This window comes from Aeromonas sp. ASNIH2 (genome assembly GCF_002934795.1).
In the GTDB taxonomy this organism is placed as follows: domain Bacteria; phylum Pseudomonadota; class Gammaproteobacteria; order Enterobacterales; family Aeromonadaceae; genus Aeromonas; species Aeromonas caviae.
This window is the reverse complement of sequence record NZ_CP026406.1, coordinates 4,560,422-4,582,309: the sequence shown is the minus strand read 5'-3', so window position 1 is coordinate 4,582,309 and position 21,888 is coordinate 4,560,422. Positions and strand designations below refer to the sequence as shown.

Genomic DNA, 21,888 nt, shown 5'->3' with positions numbered 1-21,888 from the left:
GGCATGATTATTCCCGCAATCGACCTTATCAACGGTCAGGTCGTGCGCCTCTATCAGGGCGACTACGGCCAGAAAACCGCCTACAGCGACAACCCGCAGGCCCGCTTCGATGACTATGTCAGCCAGGGGGCGGCGCAGCTGCACCTGGTGGATCTGGACGGCGCCAAGGATGCCAAGGCACGCCAGTTGGCCCTCATCGCCCAGCTGCTGTCCGCCACCGAGGCACCGGTGCAGGTCGGCGGCGGCGTGCGCAGCGAACAGGATGTGGCCGACTTGCTGGCGGCCGGCGCCAGCCGGGTGGTGATCGGCTCCACCGCCGTCAAATCCCCGGATCTGGTGGCCAGCTGGATGGAGAAATATGGTCCCGAGCGCATCGTGCTGGCCCTGGATGTCAACATCGATGAACAGGGCAACCGCCACATCGCAGTGGCTGGCTGGCAGGAGAACAGCGGCATCTCCATCGAGGCACTGATCGAGCGCTTCCTCCCCGCCGGACTCAGACACGTGCTCTGCACCGACATCAGCCGGGACGGTACCCTGGCGGGCACCAACGTCGAACTCTACCGGGATCTCTGCGCCCGCTACCCGAGCGTCGGCTTCCAGGCGTCCGGCGGTATCGGCGGTCTGGCGGATATCGAGGCGCTCAAGGGAACCGGCGTCAAGGGGATCATCCTCGGCCGTGCCCTGCTGGAGGGCAAGTTTGACGTGGCAGAAGCCATTCACTGCTGGGGTGACGGCCGCGCTGCGTGACGCGCCCCTTTCCGGCATCAGACAGCCTGCCCATCCGGGCAGGCCTCTTTCTCCCCGATGGGGGCGAACCTTATGATTTGGCAGCAATTGGCTCTATACTCGACCTCACAGGGATAGCGTCATGGAAGACATATGTTGACACCTCACAACGCCACCATCCTGATCGTCGACGACTCACCCGAAAATCTGATGGTACTGACCGAATTGCTTTCGCCTCATTACCGCGTGCTGGCTGCGCAGAGCGGGGAAAAATGCCTGCGCATCGTCAGCGCGGATCCAAAGCCTGACCTCATCCTGCTGGATGTGATGATGCCCGGCATGGATGGTTATGAAGTGCTCAGGCAATTGCGTCAGTCCCCGATCAGCAGCCGTATTCCCGTCGTTCTGCTCACCGCCCTCGCCGACCCCCAGAGCGAGGAGTTCGGCCTCTCCCTCGGCGCCGCCGATTACATCACCAAGCCCATCAAACCGGTGGTCGTTCAGGCCCGGGTGCGTACCCAGCTGGAGGCCAAGCAGGCCCGTGACGGTCTGCAAAACCAGAATGCGGCGCTGGAAGCCGAGGTCGCGCGGCGAATGGCGGAAAACGACCTGATCCAGCAGGTCTCCATCCGCGCTCTCGCCCATCTGGCGGAGATCCGCGACCCCGAAACCGGCAACCATATCCTGCGCACCCAGGGCTATGTACGTCTGCTGGCGAGCGCCCTGGCTGATCACCCCCGTTTCGCCGATACCCTGACCCCGGGTTACATCGATCTGCTGAGCCGCTCCGCACCGCTTCATGATATCGGCAAGGTGGGCATTCCCGACCACATCCTGCTCAAACCGGGCAAGCTGACCCCGGAGGAGTGGCAGATCATGCGCACCCACGCCAAGCTCGGCAGCGATGCCATCGAGGAGGCCGAACAGGACATGGAGCAGCCCCTGGCCTTCCTCACCCTGGCCAAGGAGATCGCCCACTGGCACCACGAGAAGTGGGATGGCAGCGGCTACCCGGACGGCTTGCAAGGGGACGCCATACCCCTCTCGGCCCGCCTGATGGCGCTGGCAGACGTGTTTGACGCCCTCATCTGCGCCAGGGTCTACAAGCCGGCCATGAGCTACGACGAGGCTCGCGCCCTCATCCTCTCCGGCAGCGGCCACCATTTCGATCCCGATGTCGTGACCGCCTTCGATCGCCATTTCGACGCGTTCGTCACCATTGCCGAACGCTACCAGGATGGCAGCGAGGCCGTGGATGGCTGAGGCTCCCCTGACCCGGGCACATGTGCTCAACGTCGTGCTCACCTATGCCGCCGTGGCAAGCCTGTGGATCCTGCTCTCCGACAAGGCGGTGGAGTGGCTGTTCAGCACCCCTGCCCAGTTCGCCATGGCAAGCACCATCAAGGGCTGGCTCTTCATCCTCATCACGGCCCTCATGCTTTATGCCATGCTGCGTCGTCGCATTGACACCACCGGCAGCACACCTGTCTTTACGCGGCGTCAATGGATCCCCTTCCTGTTGCTCAACGGGCTCATTTTGGCCCTGACCGCCATGGCCATCGCCCGCAACATCGAACTGGCACGCAACAAGGAGGTGGCTCGTCTCGAAGCCATCGCGGATCTCAAGAGCCAGCGCGTCACCGAGTGGCTCGGAACCCACGAGCAGGATATTCACCAGCTCATAAAGGGTCTGGGCAGTACTGATTTCTATCGTCCCGGACAAGCACCATCCTCACCCGAAGCGATCACGCCACCACTGGCAAGGCTGCTCGAATTCATCTCGGTACGCGGATTTCACGGTGCGGCCGTGTTCAATCCTGCCGGACAGCCCCTGTGGCATACCCCGGGTGGCGACACCATGAATGCCACGTTGCGTGACGCCCTGCCACGGCTCGAGCAGGGCAACGTCATGCGTCTTGGTCCCTATCTCGATGATCGCGGCCACGCCAGGCTGGACTTTCTGGTCAATCTGGAGGTCGCTGCAGGACCTGCCCCCGTGCTGGTGATGCAGATAAGCGCAAATCGCTGGCTCGATCAGATCCTGGGGTCCTGGCCCATCCCAGACAGCAGCGGAGAAGCCATTCTGTTTCGCCAGCAAGGGGATCAGGTCCACTATCTGAGTAGCCTGCGCTATCGCCCGGAACCGGCTCTCACCCTGCACTATCCCGTCACCCACCCCACCCTGCTGGCTGCCCAGTATTTGCGGCTCGCCGAACGCGGCACGCCCCAGGTGCTTTATGGCCAGGATTACCGGGGCAGCGAGGTCTTCGGGGTTGTCTATCCGGTCATGAACACGGACTGGTACCTGCTGGCCAAGATCGACAAGGCGGAACTCTACCAGGCCACCTTCAAGGAGAGCGTCTGGATCGGTCTCATCGGCCTGCTGGTGCTCTTTGTCACCAACGCCGGCATCATCCTGCTGCGCCAGCACACCCGGCTGCAGATGGCTGAGCAGCTTCAGCACTCCCAGTCCCAGCGGCTGGAGGCCTTGCAACTGCTCTCCGCCATCGCCGACAGCTCGGAAGACGCCATCTTCGCCAAGAACAAGGAGGGCAGATACATCCTCTTCAACCGGGCCGCCAGCCAGTTTGTCGGCAAGCCGGTTGACGAGGTGCTGGGCCAGGATGATCTGACGCTCTTCCCGCCGCAGCAGGCGCAGATGCTGATGGCATCCGGGCGCCAGGTCATAGAGCGCAACCGGGTGCAGACCGAGGAGGAGTACCTGACCCTGCCCGATGGCGAGCATGTGTTTCTCGCAACCAAGGGTCCCTTGCAAGACAGCGAGGGGCAGGTGATCGGGATCTTCGGCATCTCTCGGGACATCACGAACTTCAAACGGGCCGAGGCCGACTTGCGAGAGCGGGAGGGGCTGTTCCGTGCCCTGGTGGAGCAATCCCTTGCCGGGATCTACATCATCCAGCAGGGTCGGCTCTGCTACATCAACCCCTGTTTTGCCCGACTGTTTGGCTATGACACCCCGGGGGCGCTGATCGCCGTTGGCCAGTTACACGCCCTTGCTGCTCCCAAGGACAGCACCCGGGTCGCCGAGCTGGTGCACGCGTGCGAGCAGGACGCGCGCGATATCCACACCCGCTTCAGTGCCCTGCATCAGCACGGGGAATCCCTGGAGGTCGAGCTGTACGGGCGGCGCGTCGACTACCTCGGCCAGCCCGCCATCATCGGCATTCTGCTCGATGTCACCGAACGGGAGCAGGTTGAACAGGCCCTGACCCGCCAGGCCAGCGAGCTGCGCCAGCAGAACCATGAGCTGGAGCGGTTCAACAAGGTGATGGTGGACAGGGAACTCGCCATGCTGGCCCTCAAGCACCAGATCAACGGGCTCTCCCGTCAGCTCGGAGTGCCGCCCCCCTATCCCCAGGCCCCCATGCCTCCGGAGGATCTCCCATGATGAGCTGGTCACCCCTGTGGCATGTGCGCCCCTCCACCCAGCGCTGGGGGATCTCCCTGCTGGCCGTGCTGCTGCCCGTTCTGATGTTGCAAATCCGGGTCCAGCTGCCCATCGCATTTGGCGAGCGACCGCAGCTGGTTCTCTACATGCTGCCCATCATCGTTTGCGCCCTGTTGGGGGGCTTGTTGCCAGGTCTGCTCTGCACCCTGATCACCGCCCTGGTCACCAGCTATTTCATGCTCCCCCCCATTTATTCACTGAGTGTCGAGGCTGGCCAGGATCTGGTGCAATGGTGCCTGCTCATCGCCAACGGTCTGCTCATCAGCGTGCTCAGTGCCGCCTTTCATCGCGCCCGGGCCAGAGAGGTCCTGCGCTGGCAGGAGCTGATGAACACCCAGAACCAGTTGCAGCAGAGCGAGAACCGCTTCCAGGTCACCTTCGAACAGGCGGCGGTCGGCATCGCCCTGGTCTCCCCCGATGGACACTGGCTGCGTGTCAATCAGCGACTGTGCCACATCCTGGGCTACCGGGCCGACGAGCTCACCGGGATGACATTCCAGCAGTTGACCCACCCGGACGATCTCTACCTCGATGAGGTCCACATCGCCCGGGTGCTGGCGGGGACAATCCCCCACTACACCCTGGAGAAGCGCTACCTGCACAAGGGGGGCGAGATCATCTGGACCACTCTGACGGTGGCCCTGGTGCGCGACGCCGAAGGCAATCCCGACTACTTCATCTCCATCATCGAGGACAACCGGCAGAACAAGGAGACCGAGGAGGCGCTGCGCCGCAACGAAGCCATACTGCGCGAGTCCCAGCGTCTCGCCAAGATAGGGAACTGGCGCTGGCGCGTGGCCGATGACAGCCACTTCTGGTCACCGGAGATCTATCGCATCTATGGCCGGGATCCGGCCCTCCCCCCCGCCGTCTATCCCGAGGTCAGAAAATACTTCACCCAGGAGGGGTGGCACACGGTGGCCCAGGCCGTCGAGCGCTGCAGGATGGACGGGCAGCCCTACGAGTGCGATGCCGAAGTGATCACGGAGCAGGGGGAGACCGCCTGGGTCATTGCCCGCGGGGCGGCGCTCAGGGACAGGGATGGCACCATACTCGAGCTCTACGGCACTGTGCAGGACATCACGGAGCGCAAGCTCGCGGAGCAGCGCCTGCAACACAATCAGCAGATGGCGCTCGATACCCAGCGTCGTGCTCGCCTCGCAGCCCTGAACCTGATGGACGACGCCATCAGTGCACGGGTGCGCGCCGAAACCGTCAGCAGCGCCCTGCGCGAGAGCGAACAGCGCCTGCTGATGGCCCAGGAAGGGGCCCATGTCGGCATCTGGGAATGGGACATGGTCAGCAACCGCCTCTTCTTCTCGCCGGAATGCGCCCGCCTCTATGGCCGCAGTGCCGAGGCGCTCGGCGAGCTGGCCGCCTGGCAAGCCTGCCTGCATCCGGATGACAGGCCGCGCATCGAGCAGTTGCTGGCGGAGCGGGCTGTCAGCGGCGCCCCCGTCGAGCTGGAGTTCAGGATCCTGCTGCCAGATGGCGGCATCCGCTGGCTGGTGAGCAAAGGGAGCGTCTACCGGGACGCCCAGCAGCGACCCGTGCGCCTCCTTGGCATCCATCTGGACATCACCCAGAGCAAGCTGGCCGAGCAGCAGTTGCGCCAGTTGTCCCTGGCCCTCGAACAGAGCCCTGACGGCGTCTTCATCACCGACACCCGGGCGCGCATCGAGTACGTCAACCCCGCCTTCCTCGCCGCCAGTGGTTACCAGCAGCACGAGGTGATAGGCCGGACCCCGTCCCTGCTGCGCTCTGGCCTCACCCCGGATGCCAGCTATGTCGCCCTGTGGGATGCCATCAACCACGGCCAGCGCTGGCATGGCGAATTCATCAACCAGCGCAAGGATGGCTCCCACTACCAGGTGCTGGCCACGGTGTCGCCGATCCGCCAGGAGAGCGGCGAAATCACCCACTACGTCACGGTCCAGGCCGACATCACCGAGAAGAAGCAGCTCGGCGAGGAGCTGGACCAGTATCGCTACCACCTGGAGGAGATGGTCAACGAGCGCACCCGGCAGCTGGCCCAGGCCCACCAGCGGGCCGAAAGTGCCAACCACGCCAAGAGCGCCTTCCTTGCCAACATGAGCCACGAGATCCGCACCCCCATGAATGCCATCCTGGGGCTCACCTATCTGCTCAAGTGCGACACCCGGGATCCCACCGACCTCGAACGGCTGACCAAGATAGACACTGCCGCCCAGCACCTGCTCAGCATCCTCAACGACATCCTGGATCTCTCCAAGATCGATGCGGGCAAGATGACGCTGGATCTGACCGATTTCTCCCTCACCGCCATGCTGGACAACGTCCGCACCCTGATGAGCGACCAGGCCAGGGCCAAGGGGCTCACCATAGTGACGGACATCGGCGATACCCCCGCCTGGGTGCACGGCGACATCACCCGCCTGCGCCAGGCCCTGCTCAACTATGCGACCAACGCCATCAAGTTCACCGAGCAGGGAACCGTCACCCTGCGCGTCAGGCTGGCCCGCCCCCTCACCACCGGCTACCTGCTGCGCTTCGAGGTGGAAGACACCGGCATCGGCATCACCCCTGCACAGCGCGAGAAGCTGTTCCAGGCGTTCGAACAGGCGGATGTCTCCACCACTCGCAGATATGGCGGCACTGGCCTTGGCCTTGCAATCACCAGCCGGATCGCCGCCCTGATGGGGGTGAGGTCGGAGTCACCAGCGAGCCAGGCGAGGGAAGCTGCTTCTGGTTTACCGCCAGGCTGTTCAAGGCAAAGGAGGACGCCCCTTCCCGGATCCCGTCCGAGCAGGGGAACCAACAGGCCTTCAGCTTCCCTCGCCACGCCCGGATCCTGCTGGTGGAAGACAACGCCATCAACCGGGAAGTGGTGCTCGAGCTCCTGTGCCACAGCGGCCTCGTCATCGAGACGGCCGTCAACGGCCAGGAGGCCCTGGCCCTCGTCAACCAGCATCCCTTCGACCTCATCCTGATGGACATACAGATGCCGGTGATGGATGGCTACAGCGCCACCCGCGCCATCCGGGCCCTGCCCGGCATGGACAGGCTGCCCATCCTGGCGCTCACCGCCAGCGCCTTCGAGGAGGACAGAAAGGCGAGCGCATCGGCTGGCATGAACGATTTCATTGCCAAGCCCGTCACCCCCGCCAAGCTGTTTGACGCCCTGCAGCGCTGGTTGCCCCAGGGCAAGGTCCCCGAGCTTGCCCCGGACGACAGCACTCGCCATCCCGTGACAGGCCCCCTTGCCCGCTTGCAGGCACACCCGGGTCTGGATCTCGACCAGGGGCTGGCGGCCCTCAACTGCAATCAGGAGAAATACCTGGCCCTGCTTCGCTACTTCATCCATGAGCATGGCCAGGACATGGCCCGGCTGCACTGCCACTTGCAGGCCGGGGAGCACAGCGATGCAACCCGCATGGCCCACAGCCTGCGCGGCGTGGCGAGCACCCTGGGGGCACATGAGCTGTCGCGCCACTGCCTGGCACTGGAGCAGGCCATCGCGGACGGCAACACTGAGCCCACCGGACTCATGTCATCCATCGATGAAGAGATCGCCGCCCTTTGCGCTCTGCTCGGGGACGATCTCGCCGCCCCGACCACCGATCTGGTGCCCCTGGGGGATCAGTGGCGCCAGCAACTGCTGGGCCAGATGGAAGCCCTGCTGGTGCAAAGCGACACCGCCGTGATCCCCCTCTACGAGCAGTATGCCGGTCCCCTTCGCCTCATGCTGGGGTCTCGCAGCGACACCCTGACCAGGCAACTGAAGGCGTTTGATTTTGATGCCGCCCTGCTCACCCTGCGCCAACATATGGCAACGGACGAGACCCACTCGGACGATCGGGCCAGCCTCCCCGAGGCGCCAGCCTGCCATCCGGGCCAGGTGAAGGGCGACAAAGGGTTGAATCACTGAATAAAGTCATGCATATAGTGGGGTGCCCAGAGGCGACGAGACGGCCTGCCGGGCCTGTCGTTTCCCCCGTCAGGGGCCCCCGTTCAAGGCATGCCAACCCTGTTCCCGTCCGCCGCCCGGGCCAACGCCGGCGGCAGAACGACGTTTCTTTAACCGTGCTTTACATGGAGCAATGAGCATGTTGTCAAAGCGTATTATCCCCTGTCTCGACGTCAAAGATGGCGTGGTGGTCAAGGGCGTGCAGTTTCGCAACCACGAGGTGATGGGCGGCATTGTCGACCTCGCCCGCCGCTACGCCGCCGAGGGCGCCGATGAGCTGGTCTTCTATGACATCACCGCCTCGAGCGACGAACGGGTAGTGGACAAGAGCTGGGTAAGCCGGGTGGCGGAAGTCATCGACATCCCCTTCTGCGTCGCCGGCGGCATCAAAAGCGTGGAGGATGCCCGCCAGATCCTGGAATTCGGTGCCGACAAGGTCTCCATCAACTCCCCCGCCCTGGCCGATCCCACCCTGATCACCCGGCTCGCCGAGCGCTTCGGCGTGCAATGCGTGGTGGTGGGTATCGACTCCTACTTCGATGCCGCCCTCGGTCAATATCAGGTCAAACAGTTTACCGGCGACGAGAGCCGCACCCGCACCACCACCTGGACCACCCTGGAGTGGGTACAGGAAGTGCAGCGCCGGGGCGCGGGGGAGATAGTGCTCAACGTGATGAACCAGGACGGCATGCGTCAGGGATACGACCTTGAGCAGCTCAAGCTGGTGCGCGCCGTGTGCAAGGTGCCCCTCATCGCCTCCGGCGGCGCCGGGGCCATGGAGCACTTTCGCGATGCCTTTACCCTGGCCGACGTGGACGGGGCGCTGGCCGCCTCCGTGTTCCACAAGGGCCTCATTCCCATTCCCGAATTGAAACGCTGGCTGAAAAACGAAGGAGTCGCCATCCGTGAATAATCAAGCAGTAGACAATGCATTGCCGCTGGCCGAGCGCCTGGACTGGGCCAAGTGTGAGGGCATGATCCCCGCCATCGTTCAGCATTCCCTCAGCGGCGAAGTGCTGATGCAGGGCTTCATGACCCGCGAGGCGCTGGAAAAGACCCAGACCACCGGCCAGGTCACCTTCTTCAGCCGCAGCAAGCAGCGCCTGTGGACCAAGGGCGAGAGCTCGGGCCATGTGCTCAAGCTCGTCGCCATCACCACCGACTGTGATCAGGACTCCCTGCTCATTGCCGCCGACCCGGTCGGCCCCACCTGCCATCTGGGCAACCCCTCCTGCTTCGACGGCCACCCCGTGCCGCCGCTCGGCTTCCTGGCCGAGCTCGAACAGATCCTGGCATCACGCAAAGGGGCAGATCCCGCCACCAGCTACACCGCCAGCCTCTATGGCAAAGGCACCAAGCGAATCGCCCAGAAGGTGGGTGAAGAGGGGGTGGAAGTGGCCCTGGCCGCCATGGCGAAAGACAGGGAAGAGCTCATCAACGAATCCGCCGACCTGCTCTACCACCTGACCGTGCTGCTGCAACACGAAGGCTTGGGTTTGAAGGATGTGGTGCAGCGCCTGCATGAGCGCCACACCAAGTAATTATTGAATTCTGTTCAACAAAACGGGCCCTATGGGCCCGTTTCATTTCATGATTGCCCCCTCGCCGGGGGATGGCAGGCCCCGCGCCGCCCTCAGCCGATACGGGTCCAGAAGCTCATGTTGACCGAGTGATGGTCAAGCAGGGTCAGGTACTCCCCTGCCACGTCGTTGTGCAGCCACTGCTGGCAGTAGGCTTCCACCAGCGACTGGTTGGGGGCCATCACCACGTCCGCATAGAGGCCGTCGGCGCCGCGCAGCAGGCAGTGCATGATGAGCCCGGATTGCTGGACAAGAAACTCGGACTCGACCCGCCGTGACAGGGCGAGCAAATCCGCCTCCGTCACCCCTTCCCTGAGCCTGAAGGTGGCAAATTCGACGCCCCCTGCCTGTTGCATGTCACCGTTGATGATCATCTCGTTTTCTCCGTTGTGGATGGTCTGGAGAACCCAGCATAACGAAGAGCTACTGACAGCCTTGTGTCAGTCCTGAATGACTTTTCGGCGCCACTGCGCCCAGGGGGGAACGCGTCCGACTGGCGCAGGGCAAGGTAATCGGCCAGGGTCGCGCCAGGGGGCGCCCCTTCCCCCTGACGGCACGGCGCCAGGGTGTCGATGCGATCCACCCTGAAATCCCGGTAGGCCCGGCGCAGCGCACACCAGGCGCCGAGCGTCCAGCATCCGCCCCAGTAGAAGAGCCCGAGGGGAAAGAGCTGACGTTCCGTCCTGCTGGCGCTGGCATCCCGGTAGCCAATGTGCAGCCAGTGACCGGCCGTGATGGCGTCGTGCAACCTGTCCCAGCGAGCGTATGCAGGCTGCGCCGTGGAATAGTCCGGCACCCGCACCACGGGGACGCGAGGTGCCCGAGCCTCCTTGGCGGGCAGGGCCGCCTCAATCTTGGCGAGCAGGGCGCGGGCCGGATCGGCCATCCCCTTGCCCGTCAGCACCGCCACCAGGTTCACCCCGGTGATGAGGGCCTCCAGCTCGGCCGTACTCAGTTGCAACGGGGCCATTTCGAACCCCTCGCTCAGCCGATAGCCCAGCCCGGTTTCCCCGTAAACCGGAATGCCTGCCAAAGAGAGATCGTCGATATAGCGGTAGATGGTGCGCTCCGACACGCACAGGCGTGTCGCCAGCTCCTGGGCGGTCAGGGGTTGATGCGCCCGCAGCAGGTTGGTCAGTTGAAACAGTCGGTCCGATTTTCTCACAGGCATCCTCAGGCTGGCGGGACATGGCGGCCATGGTAAGCCGGGACGGGCTCAAAAGGCACGTCTTGTTGGCTGGCGACCGCTACCGGCGAGGCCCTGCTTCTTTGCATCGCGCAACACAAAACGGACCCGCAGGCCCGTTGATGGCGCGGCGCCTTTGTCGTCACGCCAACTGCTTGCGCAGCATGAATTTCTGCACCTTGCCGGTGGAGGTCTTGGGCAGCGGGGTGAAGATGATGCGCTTGGGGGCCTTGAAGTGGGCCATCTGCTCGCGGCAGAACCCGATGAGCTCGGCCTGGGTGAGCTCGCGCCCCTCCTTGAGCTTGACGAAGGCGCAGGGCACCTCCCCCCAGGTCTCGTCCGGCATGGCGATCACCGCGGCTTCTTCCACATCGGGGTGGCGATAGAGCACGTCCTCCACCTCCAGGCTGGAAATGTTCTCCCCGCCGGAGATGATGATGTCCTTGGATCTGTCCTTGATCTCCACATAGCCGTCCGGGTGCCAGACCGCGAGATCCCCGCTTCGAAACCATCCCTGTGCCATCGCCTCCTCGCTCGCCGCCGGGTTCTTGAGGTAGCCCTTCATGACGATGTTGCCCCGCAGCACTATCTCTCCCAGGGTCTTGCCATCCATGGGGACCGGCTCGCCGCTGACGGGGTTGATGACCCGCATCTCCCCTTGCAGGGGGGAGGCCACCCCCTGGCGCGCCTTGAGACGGGAGAGGGTGGTGGCATCCTGCCCCTGCCAGTGTCTTTGCGGCTCGCACACCACGCAGGGGCCATAGGTTTCGGTGAGGCCATAGACATGGGTCACGGCGATCCCCATGGCCTCCATGCCGGCGATCACGGTGGCGGGTGGCGCTGCCCCCGCCGTCATCGCCTTGACGGGGTGGTCGAGTCCCTGCTTGAGGGCCGGATCGGCATTGTTCAGCATATTAAGCACGATGGGGGCGGCGCAGAAATGGCTCACCTTGTGTTCGCGCAGCGCCCCGTAGATGGCCGCCGCCTGCACGTGGCGCAGGCAGACGCTCACCCCGGCGGTGGCCGCCAGGGTCCAGGGGAAGCACCAGCCGTTGCAGTGGAACATCGGCAGGGTCCAGAGGTAGACGGGGTGCTTGGGCAGCTCCCAGGAGAGGGCATTGTTGACCGCATTGAGGTGGGCGCCGCGATGGTGATAGACCACCCCCTTGGGGTTCCCCGTGGTGCCGGAGGTGTAGTTGAGGGAAATGGCCTGCCACTCGTCCGCCGGCAGCCAGCCGGGTTCGTCCCCGTCCCCCAGGGCGATGAACCCCTCGTAGTCGAGCTCGCCGACCAGCTCCCCTTCCCGGTAGAGGGGATCGTCGATGGCGATCACCAGGGGCTGGCTATCAATGAGAGAGAGCGCCTTTCGCACCACGGCGCCGAACTCCCGGTCCACCAGCACCACCTTGATCTGGGCGTGCTGGAAGATGAAGGCCATGGCGTCCGCATCGAGCCGGGTGTTGATGGTGTTGAGCACAGCGCCGCTCATGGGTACCCCGAAGTGCGCCTCGAACATGGCCGGCACATTGGGGGCGACGATGGAGACGGTGTCCCCCTCGCCAATGCCGCGACGGCGCAGGGCCGAGGCGAGCTGGCGGCAACGGCGTTCGGTCTGGGCCCAGCTCTGGCGCAAGGGGCCGTGGATCAGCGCCGGATAGTCGGGATAGACCCGGGCGGCCCGCCCCAGAAAGCTCAAGGGGGTCAGCGCCTCGAAATTGGCGGGCGTCTTGCCAAGGCCGGCGTCGTACATGTTCTGCTCTGTCATCGGATCCTTCCTCACAGGGACACAAAACGGGGTGGCACTCGCGGTTCACCACGACCGGCATTGTGCCCTGATGCGGGGCCAGGATGCCGGCTGGAACCGGATGAAAGGGTATCAAGGGGGCCAGATCCCAGGTATTAGCGAAACGTCTTAGGGGCCCTCGGCCCTGCTCCCCCTGTCGCCAATCGCCGACGCTATTTTTGTGCGGTCACTTTTTGCGCAGTCAGCCCCTGTCGCGATCCCGTGGCCCTTGCCTTGAGCCTGCGGCGCAAAATGCCAAGAATGATCCCAAGCCCTCAACGGGTATGAGTACAAGGAGAAGAGTGATGAACAAATCCATGTTGGCAGGTGTCGGGATCGGTGTTGCCTCTGCGCTGGCATTGTCGGCGGTCGCCAGCGGATCCCTGTTTTCATCAGAGCCCCAGTTTGCCGAGGTGCTGGCCAGCAAGCCGGTGACCGAGACCATCAAGACGCCGCGTCAGGAGTGCCGCAACGTCACCCTGACCCACCGCAAGCCGGTGCAGGACGAGCACAAGATCCTGGGTACCGTGGTTGGCGCGGCCCTGGGCGGCGTGGTCGGCCACCAGTTTGGCGGTGGCAGCGGCAAGAAGGTGGCCACCGCCGCCGGTGCCGTGGCAGGGGGTTATGCCGGGAATCAGGTGCAGGGCAACATGCAGGCCGGTGATACCTACACCACCACGGAGCAGCGCTGCAAGACGGTGCAGGAGAGCAGCACCCGCACCATCGGCTATGACGTCACCTACCGCCTCGCCGGCCAGGAGGGGGTGGTACGCATGGAGAAGCAACCCGGCCCCACCATTCCGGTCAAGGATGGCAAGCTGGTACTGAGCAACGCGCAGGGTTGATACTCCGTTAGGAGCGCCCTGCCATGAGGAAGGCCCACCATGACGGTGGGCCTTTTTCATCTTCGCAACCCAACCTGTCTGCAACAAGTCTTCCCAACAAAAGTCTTCCCAACTAAGAAAGGGGCCCGCAGGCCCCTTTTTATATTGAGACGTCATCCTCAGTGGCGACCGAAGGGCCACCAGGACTTGTCGTTGTCCTGGATGTCGACCCGGGTCTGCTGCAGGGCGCCGGGCTGGCCCCCTTCCACCCGATCGAGGCTCACCCTGAACTGCTCGGTGGGCTCCACAAACCAGTCATCGATGATCAGCACCTTAACCGACTTGCTGCCCCCCTCGCCCGCGGCCCAGCTCACCGACTGACCGAACCAGGGCAGGAAATCCAGCCCCCAGCGCGCCGTGACCCCGTCAAGGGCCACCCGGGCCCGGGCCGGCTTGCTCAGATCGCCGCTGCGCACCAGGGGGATCTCGGCAAACCACTGCCCCTCGTTCACCGTCATGCTGGCGCGCGCCAGCGAGATGGTGGACGGCGCCAGCTTGTCCTTGATGGTCACCAGGGTCTGGTGCTGATCCCCCAGGGCCGCGCCGCTCGGGTCAAACAGCTCCAGGGTAAAGGTCTCGTCCCCCTCGTGCAGGGTGTCGCTCTTCACCGGAATGCTGATGGTCTGGGGCTCGCTCTGCCCGGCGGCCCAGTGCAGGGTGCCGGTGAGGGGCGCCACGTCGCTTGTGTCCGCGCTGCCGTAGACGATGCGATAGCTGACGCTCGCCTCCCCGTGGCTGCCATCGCTGCGACTGACACTCAGGGACAAGGTATTCCCCTCCTCCACGTTCGCAGCGGCGCTCTCGAGACTCAATACCCCGGCGGGTGGCTGCGGATACTGGATGGCCACCAGCACCGGATCGTGATCCGAGGCGCTGAAGGGCCCTTCGGATTTCGCCAGCTGACCGCTGTACTTAGTGCCGTACTCGAAGAAGTTGCTCTCGGCGGAGTTGATGTGCCAATCCTCGATGCCGATCACCTTGGCCGCGAGGCTCGGGTTTGCCAGGGCGTGATCCAGGTTGCCGAGCTCCCCTTCGTAGCTGTAGGAGTAGGTGTCGGTGCCATGGAAGCGGGTATTGAGGTTCACCAGACCATACCCCTTGCCAAGGGCGCTGCCGCTCTCCTCGAAGGGCTGACCCGCCAGAGTGGTGAAGGAGGCGCTCATGATCTGGCGCGCCTGGGCGGCCGGATCATAGTCGGTCAGCACCCGGATGGGATCCTCCATGCCATAGGCGTTCATGTCGCCGATAAGCAGCAGATCCCCGGCCAGATCCTTGAGGTGCTCCCCCAGCACCTTGGCGGCGGAGACCCGCAGCGCGTTGCAGTGGCCCTGGCCATCCAGCGGATCGGCGCTGGCGTAGTCGGGGTAATCCTCGAAGCAGGCGGAGCCCTTGGACTTGAGGTGGTTGACCACCAGGGTCAGGGGCGCATCCCCCTTGGGCGAGCTGAAGCGCTGCACCAGCGACTCGCGCATCCCCTGATTGATGGTCACCGGCTTGCCGCTGGCGTCCACCGCCTCGGCCTGCTGCACCGGCAGCGCGATGAGGCTGGCGGCCCCTTGCGGGCTCACGCTGGCGGGTCGGTAGATGAGCCCCACCGTGATGGCGTCGGTGCCAATGGGCTTGCCATCCGGCGAGGCAATCCAGCGGTAGTGATCCGCCTCGTCCGGCAGGGCCGCGTTCAAGGCCGCCACCAGGTTGGCGATGGCGGAGTTGTCACCGTAGCCGTTGTTCTCGATCTCCATCAGCCCCACCACGTCGGCATTGAGGCGGGTGATGGCGCTGACTATCTTGGTGCGCTGCAGCTCGAACTCCGCCACCGTCAAGGCGCCCCGGTTGCTGCCGGTGGGGTTGGCATCCCCGCCCACCACCGTGGTGAAGAAGTTGAGCACGTTGAAGCTCGCGACCCGCAGATCCCCCGCCTCGGCAAGTTCGGGGGTTTCCACCCGATCCCAGCCGCTGTGATCAATCTGGCTCGCGTCGATGCGATTGCTGGCCACCAGCCTGAACAGGTTGTAGGAGTAACCAAGGGCCCCCTCCAGCCCGTTGAGCTTGTCGCCGATGCGCAGGTAACCGTCCTCGGCGTTGAAGCCGGGGAACCAGGGCAGCACGCCATCCGGCGCCTTGGCGTCGGTCTCCACCACCAGCTGGTTCTGCTGGTTGCGAAGGGCCCAGTCGCTCGCCTCCTGGCTCATGGCGGCAAATTTCTGGGTCGACTTGATGAGCGGCGCGCCATAAGAGAGCACCAGGTTGTTGCGCTTGCCGTCGTAATCGAAGCTGAAGTTGCGGGTCACCACCAGGCTGGAGCCGGGCACCAGCCGTACCTGCATCCCCTCGTGACGCTCCAGCAGCTGGCTCAGGCTCTCGCCCGCCACCGGCAGCAGATCCACCGCGGCCGGCACTGCCTCAGCGGGCCGAGTCACCACCAGCTCGTCGGCGTTGATCTGGGTCTGATTGAAATACTCCTTCACCTTGCCCGAAACGCACACCTCAGCCCCCGGCACGATGGCAGCGTTGGCCTTGGTGCTGTAGACGAAGAGGCCGTCGGAGGTAGCCGCATCCCCGTCCCCCTGCTCGTCCTGAATGAAGAAGCCCTTGTAGAGGCCGCTCACTACCTGGGTCACCACGCCGCGAGTGGCATAGGCCTGTTCCGATTCAAACTTGCCGGCTGGCACCAGGGGGCTGCTGCTGCCCGGGCCCTGAATGACGGTCACCGGCACCAACTGATCCACCGGGCAGACGAAGGCGGGCGGCTGGGTGCCATCGCAGGGACCATCGCCACTGCAACCCAGGCCACTGGCGTCATCTTTCGGGGCGGCCACGTATTCCTGCGCCGGATCAAAAGGCGACGTCGCATCAGTGCGGCCCATGGTGACGGTGGCCTTGCGGCGCAGTGTCATGTCCAGGGTCGAGACGCTCCCCGACACCCAGGCCGTGCCGGGATCCACCCCTACCTGGCCGACGCTGTCGATTATCTCGCTGCCGCGATAGAGCACCAGGGCGTCGTCACCGTTGAACACCAGGTTGCCGCTGGTCTGGGTCGTCTTGGCCAGGATCTCGGCATTTGCTGAGGGGTTGGCCAGCACCAGGGTGGCGCCCGGGGCGAGGGTGCCTTGCAGCGCCAGGCTGTTGGTGGGGGCATCGGTGATGGGTTTGCCGTTGGCGTAGAGGGCCAGCCGGTATTGGGAGAGATCGACGGGGTCCGAGCCGAGGTTGCTCAGCTCCACCGCCTTGTTGTTGCCGGACCCTTCCAGGTATTCGGTGATGAGCAGTTGCGCCTGTGCCTGTCCAGCGAGGGCCAGCCCGACGGCCAGCGCCACCAGAGAGTGTCTTCCTGACATGGTCAGTTTCCTTTTTTATTTGCAGATCATGTTATTGGCGCCCCGCACAAGGCGGGCCGCAGCACCTTGGATGCAGCCATCAACGGGAGGCATGTCAGCCCCCGGCCGAAACTGCGCGCCCACTCTGCCCCGTCGGCGCCGGGGCTGCTGCGAGCTGGCTAACAATGACAACAAAATGTTGCGCCAAGGTGACGGGCAATACCCGAATGGGCAGTGTCTGCCATCGCTGCGCAGGAAGTTGTCGCCCCCCAGCCCCTGCTGGCGGCCTCTGTCAAGGAGCGACATCGGCGCCGGGGCAGACCGGGGAGCACTACGGCGGGCCTCTGCCCGCTACCATTTCGTGAGCAACCCCACTCACAGACACTGGATCATGGGCAAATCCATGGGTGCCATACCGGGCGCCACCCCCTGCGTGGCCCGAGAAGGCAGAAAACCGGGGGATAAGACTCTCTCCTGGTGCTCTTGTGGAACCGATTCCAGTAATGACAGAAATAACAAGAGAGGGGATGACACAAACGTTTGTTGCTTTTGCGCTCGCGAATGGCAATAGTTCTCACTTTCTTTTTTGACCGTCTCTATTCTCGAGGTGCTACAAGATGTTTCGTCACCCCCTGGCAAAGTTGCTGCTGCTCGGCCAGCTCGTCCTGGTGAGCTGGATGGCGCAGGCCGCCCCCCCCGTTGAAGTGGAAGATGTGATGGGCCGCAAGGTCTCCCTCAGCCTTCCGGCAAACCGTATCGTGCTCGGTTTCTATCCCGAGGATTACCTGGCGGTGGCCGGTGAAGGCGGGGCCGAACGCCTGGTGGGCATGTCCCTGGGCTGGTTCATGAAGTCCCGTCCCGCCATCTGGTCGCTCTACGTGGCCAGCCAGCCACAACTGGCCAAGGTCCCCGACCTTGGCAACGTGCAGGATCAGAGCTTCTCCATCGAGAAGACCCTGGCGGTCAAGCCCGACCTGGTGATCCTGGCGAAGTGGCAATATGAAGCCCTGGCCGCGGACCTGCCACGCCTTGAGCAGGCGGGGATCCCGGTGGTGGTCATCGACTACAACGCCCAGACCCTGACACAGCACATGGCGAGCACCTTGCTGCTTGGCAAGCTGACCGGCCAGGAGGCCCGCGCCCGGAAGATGGCCGACGAGTACAAGGCCAAGATTGACACCATCACCTCCCGCATCGCCGCCGCGAAGCGCACGCCGCCCCGGGTCTACATCGAGCTGGGTGACAAGGGTCCGGCCGAGTACAGCTACACCTATGGCAAGGACATGTGGGGCGCCATGGCCCTGCTGGCCGGTGGCGACAACGTGGCCGCCCCCTTCGTCGATCGCTGGGGTCCCATCCACCCGGAGCAACTGCTAGCGAGCAAGCCCGAGGTGATCCTGATGGCGGGCTACGAGAGCGTGAGCAGTGCTGTCGCCATGCAGGTCGGCCAGGATGTGTCGGCAGAGACCGTGCGCCAGCGTCTGCAAGGCTTTGCTGCCCGCCCGGGCTGGAGCGAGCTGCCTGCGGTGAAGGAGGGTCGCCTCTACGCGGTCTATCACGGCGCCACCCGCAGCATCATGGATGCCGCCCTCATCGAGTTCATGGCCAAGGCCCTCTATCCGGACCTCTTCCAGGATCTCGATCCCCTGGCCACCTATCAGGCGTTCTACCAGCACTATCTGCCCATCCGTCCCCAGGGCACCTTCATGCTGGGCATCAAGCAGGATGACGCAAGCTAACCCCGGCAATTCGGGTGCGGCCCACCTCGGCCACGCCCTCTTCAGCAACCCTCTTGGATTGTGTGGGCGCCTCTTGCGGCGCCCGTTTCAGGATTGACATCATGAATGATTTGGCTGCCCTGCAGCAGACCCTCGCCCGGCAGCGGCAACGGGAGCGCCGTCGCTGGCACTGGCTCCTGCTGCTCGCCCTGGTCCTGTGCATTACCCTGGTGCTCGATATCGCCACCGGCCCCTCCCTGCTGGCCCTGCACGACGTGATCGATGCCCTGGTTTCCCCCGCCCAGGCCGATCCCATGACCCGCACCATCGTCCACGACATGCGCCTGCCCATCGCCCTCATGGCCCTGGTGGTCGGGGCCTCTCTCGGCCTTGGCGGCGTGCAGATGCAGACCCTGCTGGACAACCCCCTCGCCAGTCCCTATACCCTCGGGCTCGCGGCAGCGGCGGGCCTGGGCGCGGCGCTGGCCCTCTACACCGGCGGCCTCGGGCTTCCTCCCCTGGTGGCCATCCCGGCCGGCGCCTTCATTGTGTGCATGTTTGCCGCCTGCCTGCTGTTTGGTCTGGCCATGATGCGCCATGTCAGCAGCCAGACCCTGATCCTGGCGGGCATCGCCCTGCTGTTCCTGTTCCAGTCCCTGCTCTCCCTGCTGCAGTTCCTCTCCTCTCCCGAGCTCAACCAGCAGATCCTGTTCTGGCTGTTTGGCAGCCTGATGCGCACCACCTGGGACTCCCTGATCATCACCGCCGTCGTCACCCTGATCTGCACCCTGCTCATCTACCGTGACGCCTGGGCCCTTACCAGCCTGCGCCTCGGGGAAGCCCGCGCCCGCAGCCTCGGGGTCAACGTCGACAGGCTGCGCATGAAGACCCTGGTGCTGGTCGCCTTGCTCACCGCCACCGCCACCAGCTTCGTCGGCGTGATCGGCTTCGTCGGCCTGGTGGCCCCCCATATCGCCCGCATGCTGGTGGGGGAAGATCAGCGCTTTTTGATCCCCCTCTCCGCCCTGTGCGGCGCCTGCATGCTCTCGGCGGCCTCGGTGCTCTCCAAGTCCATCATTCCGGGGGCCCTGTTCCCCATCGGCATCGTCACCGCGCTCATTGGCGTGCCCTTCTTCATCTGGTTGATCCTCGGCAGGGGGCGTAAACGTGCTTGAAATATCCCGACTCTCCCTCTCCCTCGGCCAGCAGACCTTGCTGCGGGATCTCAGCCTCACTCTGCATCCGGGTCAGGTCCATGTGATCATCGGCCCGAACGGGACCGGCAAGACCTCCTTGATGCGCACCCTCTTTGGTGAACTGACCCCGGACAGTGGCGACATTCGCCTCGGGGACCAGAGTGCTAGCCAGATGACGCAGGCCAGGTGGCGCCAGCAGTTTGGCTACATGCCCCAGAACATCCAGCTGGAGCTGGACCTCAGCGTCATCGAAGTGGTGGTGCTGGGGCGTCTCGACAGCCTCTCCATGCGCCTCGCGGACGAGGACATACTGGCGGCCGGCCGCGCCCTGCAGGCGCTCGGCATCGCCCATCTGGCGGATCGCCCCCTCTACTCCTTGAGCGGCGGCCAGCGGCAGATGGTGCTCTTCGCCCAGGTGCTGCTGCGCGACCCCCGCATCATGATGCTGGACGAGCCGGTCAGCGCCCTGGACCTGCACCACCAGATGCAACTGATGGAGCACCTGTGCCAGCAGACCCTGGAGCAACAGTGGATCACCCTGGTGGTGCTGCACGATCTCAACCTGGCCGCCCAGTTTGCCGATCAGCTGATCGTGCTGGCAGGGGGAGATCTGCAGGCCTTCGGCCCCCCCGCCCGGGTGCTCGACGCGGCCCTCATCGAGCGCCTCTACCAGGTGCCGGTGGAGATAAGCCACGATCAGCACGGCATCCCCTTCCTCAGAACCCTGCGAAAGACATCATGACACAGTGCTGCGCCACCCCGGCGACCACCTCCCCACGCACTGGCGGGAGGCGACCATGAACGGCGCCTCCTACTGGCGGGACTGGCAGGGCATGAGCCCGGCCGCCCGCCTGCTCATCACCAATGGGCTCGCCTTCAACCTCGGCTTCTACATGATGATGCCCTTCCTCGCCCAGCACATGGGCAGCGGCCTGGGCCTGGCCGGCTGGGCCTGTGGCCTCGTCATGGGGATGCGGGTCTTCAGCCAGCAGGGGCTCTTCCTGCTGGGCGGCACCCTTGGGGATCGCATCGGCTACCATCCCGCCATCGTCTGGGGCTGCCTGGTACGATCCTTGGGCTTCGTGCTGCTGGGCTGGGCCGAGTCCCTGCCCATACTGCTGCTGGCCGCCACCCTCACCGGCTTTGCGGGGGCCCTGTTCACCCCCTGCGCCCAGGCCTACCTTGCCAGCGAATGCCACAACCCGAGCCAGCGTCAGCGCGCCTTCGCCCTGCACAATCTGGCCAGCGAGGCGGGCATGCTGCTCGGCCCCCTGGTCGGCCTCACCTTGACCCAGCAGAGCTATACCCTGACGGGGGTCCTGGCGGCGAGCCTCTTCGCTCTGCTCGGAGTGCTGCAATACCGCGTGCTGCCCAAACGCCCGGTGAGCAACCAGAGCCCCCGTGGCGCCATCTTGCGCCAATGGGGGGAGATAGTGCGCCAGCGCCCCTTTATGGGGTTCACCCTGCTGGCGGGCAGCTACCAGATCCTGTTCCACCAGCTCTATCTCGCCCTCCCCGCCCATATCCAGAGCCTGCCGGACGCCACCCACCTGCTCGGCGGCGTCTTCACCCTCTCGGCGGTGATCGGTGTCGTGCTCCAGCTCCCGGCCTCCCGCCTGGTGGAGCGCCGCCTGGGAGTACCGCTCGCCATGGGACTGGGGATAGGCATGATGGGCCTGAGCTACCTGGCCCTGCCCCTGCTGGTACCCTGGCCGACGGCAGGCGTGTTGACGCAGGTGGCCCTGCTTTCCTTGGGCTCCATCCTCTGCTTCCCACTGTTCGCCGCCCAGCTGCCCCGCTACGCCCCCCCTGAGCAGCTCGGCAGCTACTACGGCTTCTATGCCAGCGCCGGGGGCTGCATGGCGCTCTTTGGCAACCTGCTCATCGGCTTTATGCTGGGGGATGCGGGCAGTCGCCCCGCCACCTCCATCTGGTGGCTGCTGGCCCTCGCCGGCCTGCTGGCGGGGTTTGGTCTCTATACCCAACTGCGCAAGGATGGCCAGGTGCAACCTGCTCCCCATCAATAAACAGGGCGGCCAAGGCCGCCCTGTTTCTATCCCACTCTTCCCCCACTCTGTAG

General features: G+C 64.6%; 14 protein-coding genes and 1 pseudogene. 11 read left to right on the top strand and 4 right to left on the bottom strand.

Translation table 11 applies throughout. From position 1 onward, the window contains the following. The first annotated feature begins 3 nt into the window (after nucleotides 1-3). The 6 genes and pseudogenes from hisA (at nucleotide 4) to hisIE (ending at nucleotide 9,685) form a co-directional block, all read left to right on the top strand. The gene (gene hisA, locus C3F36_RS21780) at nucleotides 4-750 is read left to right on the top strand and encodes a 1-(5-phosphoribosyl)-5-[(5-phosphoribosylamino)methylideneamino]imidazole-4-carboxamide isomerase (protein ID WP_045524835.1); all 747 of its coding nucleotides are present in this window, start codon (nucleotides 4-6) and stop codon (nucleotides 748-750) included. A gap of 132 nt (nucleotides 751-882) precedes the next feature. Beyond that, nucleotides 883-1,992, top strand: coding sequence for a response regulator (locus C3F36_RS21775; protein WP_010674688.1), 1,110 nt, complete (start codon nucleotides 883-885; stop codon nucleotides 1,990-1,992). Continuing rightward, nucleotides 1,985-4,138: a PAS domain-containing protein gene (locus C3F36_RS21770; RefSeq protein ID WP_104455911.1), complete on the top strand. Its 2,154-nt coding sequence runs from the start codon at nucleotides 1,985-1,987 to the stop codon at nucleotides 4,136-4,138. The genes C3F36_RS21775 and C3F36_RS21770 overlap by 8 nt, the downstream gene beginning before the upstream one ends. Then, nucleotides 4,135-8,105, top strand: a pseudogene (locus C3F36_RS21765) (PAS domain S-box protein). The gene C3F36_RS21770 and the pseudogene C3F36_RS21765 overlap by 4 nt, the downstream one beginning before the upstream one ends. A gap of 178 nt (nucleotides 8,106-8,283) precedes the next feature. After that, nucleotides 8,284-9,057, top strand: a complete 774-nt coding sequence (gene hisF, locus C3F36_RS21760; protein ID WP_042881382.1) for an imidazole glycerol phosphate synthase subunit HisF — start codon at nucleotides 8,284-8,286, stop codon at nucleotides 9,055-9,057. Further along, nucleotides 9,050-9,685 (top strand): bifunctional phosphoribosyl-AMP cyclohydrolase/phosphoribosyl-ATP diphosphatase HisIE, encoded by a 636-nt coding sequence (gene hisIE / locus C3F36_RS21755; protein ID WP_041215198.1) that lies wholly within the window; start codon nucleotides 9,050-9,052, stop codon nucleotides 9,683-9,685. Before hisF ends, hisIE begins: the two co-directional genes overlap by 8 nt. A 92-nt stretch (nucleotides 9,686-9,777) precedes the next feature. Here the strand turns inward: hisIE and C3F36_RS21750 are convergent, their stop codons facing one another. The 3 genes from C3F36_RS21750 to C3F36_RS21740 form a co-directional block, all read right to left on the bottom strand. After that, the gene (locus C3F36_RS21750) at nucleotides 9,778-10,098 is read right to left on the bottom strand and encodes a hypothetical protein (protein WP_104455910.1); all 321 of its coding nucleotides are present in this window, start codon (nucleotides 10,096-10,098) and stop codon (nucleotides 9,778-9,780) included. Further along, nucleotides 10,095-10,862: a helix-turn-helix transcriptional regulator gene (locus C3F36_RS21745; RefSeq protein WP_199769730.1), complete on the bottom strand. Its 768-nt coding sequence runs from the start codon at nucleotides 10,860-10,862 to the stop codon at nucleotides 10,095-10,097. Before C3F36_RS21745 ends, C3F36_RS21750 begins: the two co-directional genes overlap by 4 nt. 190 nt (nucleotides 10,863-11,052) lie before the next feature. Next, on the bottom strand, nucleotides 11,053-12,675 hold the full coding sequence (locus tag C3F36_RS21740) for an acyl-CoA synthetase (RefSeq protein ID WP_104455908.1): 1,623 nt from the start codon (nucleotides 12,673-12,675) through the stop codon (nucleotides 11,053-11,055). Between the two features lie 323 nt (nucleotides 12,676-12,998). Between C3F36_RS21740 and C3F36_RS21735 the strand changes: the two genes are divergently transcribed. Further along, nucleotides 12,999-13,538 carry a glycine zipper 2TM domain-containing protein gene (locus tag C3F36_RS21735; RefSeq protein WP_010674678.1) on the top strand — a complete coding sequence of 180 codons (540 nt, stop codon included), beginning with the start codon at nucleotides 12,999-13,001 and terminating at the stop codon, nucleotides 13,536-13,538. Nucleotides 13,539-13,696: 158 nt separating this feature from the next. Here the strand turns inward: C3F36_RS21735 and C3F36_RS21730 are convergent, their stop codons facing one another. Further along, entirely contained in the window at nucleotides 13,697-16,915 is a 3,219-nt protein-coding gene (locus C3F36_RS21730) for an ExeM/NucH family extracellular endonuclease (protein WP_104455907.1), read from the bottom strand. Between the two features lie 596 nt (nucleotides 16,916-17,511). On the opposite strand from C3F36_RS21730, the gene C3F36_RS21725 reads away from it, so the two are divergent. The 4 genes from C3F36_RS21725 to C3F36_RS21710 all read left to right on the top strand — a co-directional run bounded on the left by C3F36_RS21725 (nucleotide 17,512) and on the right by C3F36_RS21710 (nucleotide 21,835). Next, on the top strand, nucleotides 17,512-18,633 hold the full coding sequence (locus C3F36_RS21725; RefSeq protein WP_104455906.1) for an ABC transporter substrate-binding protein: 1,122 nt from the start codon (nucleotides 17,512-17,514) through the stop codon (nucleotides 18,631-18,633). Nucleotides 18,634-18,734: 101 nt separating this feature from the next. Next, the gene (locus tag C3F36_RS21720; RefSeq protein ID WP_010674675.1) at nucleotides 18,735-19,787 is read left to right on the top strand and encodes a FecCD family ABC transporter permease; all 1,053 of its coding nucleotides are present in this window, start codon (nucleotides 18,735-18,737) and stop codon (nucleotides 19,785-19,787) included. Further along, nucleotides 19,780-20,550: an ABC transporter ATP-binding protein gene (locus tag C3F36_RS21715; protein ID WP_104452906.1), complete on the top strand. Its 771-nt coding sequence runs from the start codon at nucleotides 19,780-19,782 to the stop codon at nucleotides 20,548-20,550. The genes C3F36_RS21720 and C3F36_RS21715 overlap by 8 nt, the downstream gene beginning before the upstream one ends. A 55-nt stretch (nucleotides 20,551-20,605) precedes the next feature. After that, complete coding sequence (locus tag C3F36_RS21710) at nucleotides 20,606-21,835, top strand: MFS transporter (RefSeq protein WP_104455905.1); 1,230 nt, start codon at nucleotides 20,606-20,608, stop codon at nucleotides 21,833-21,835. Nucleotides 21,836-21,888: the final 53 nt, after the last annotated feature.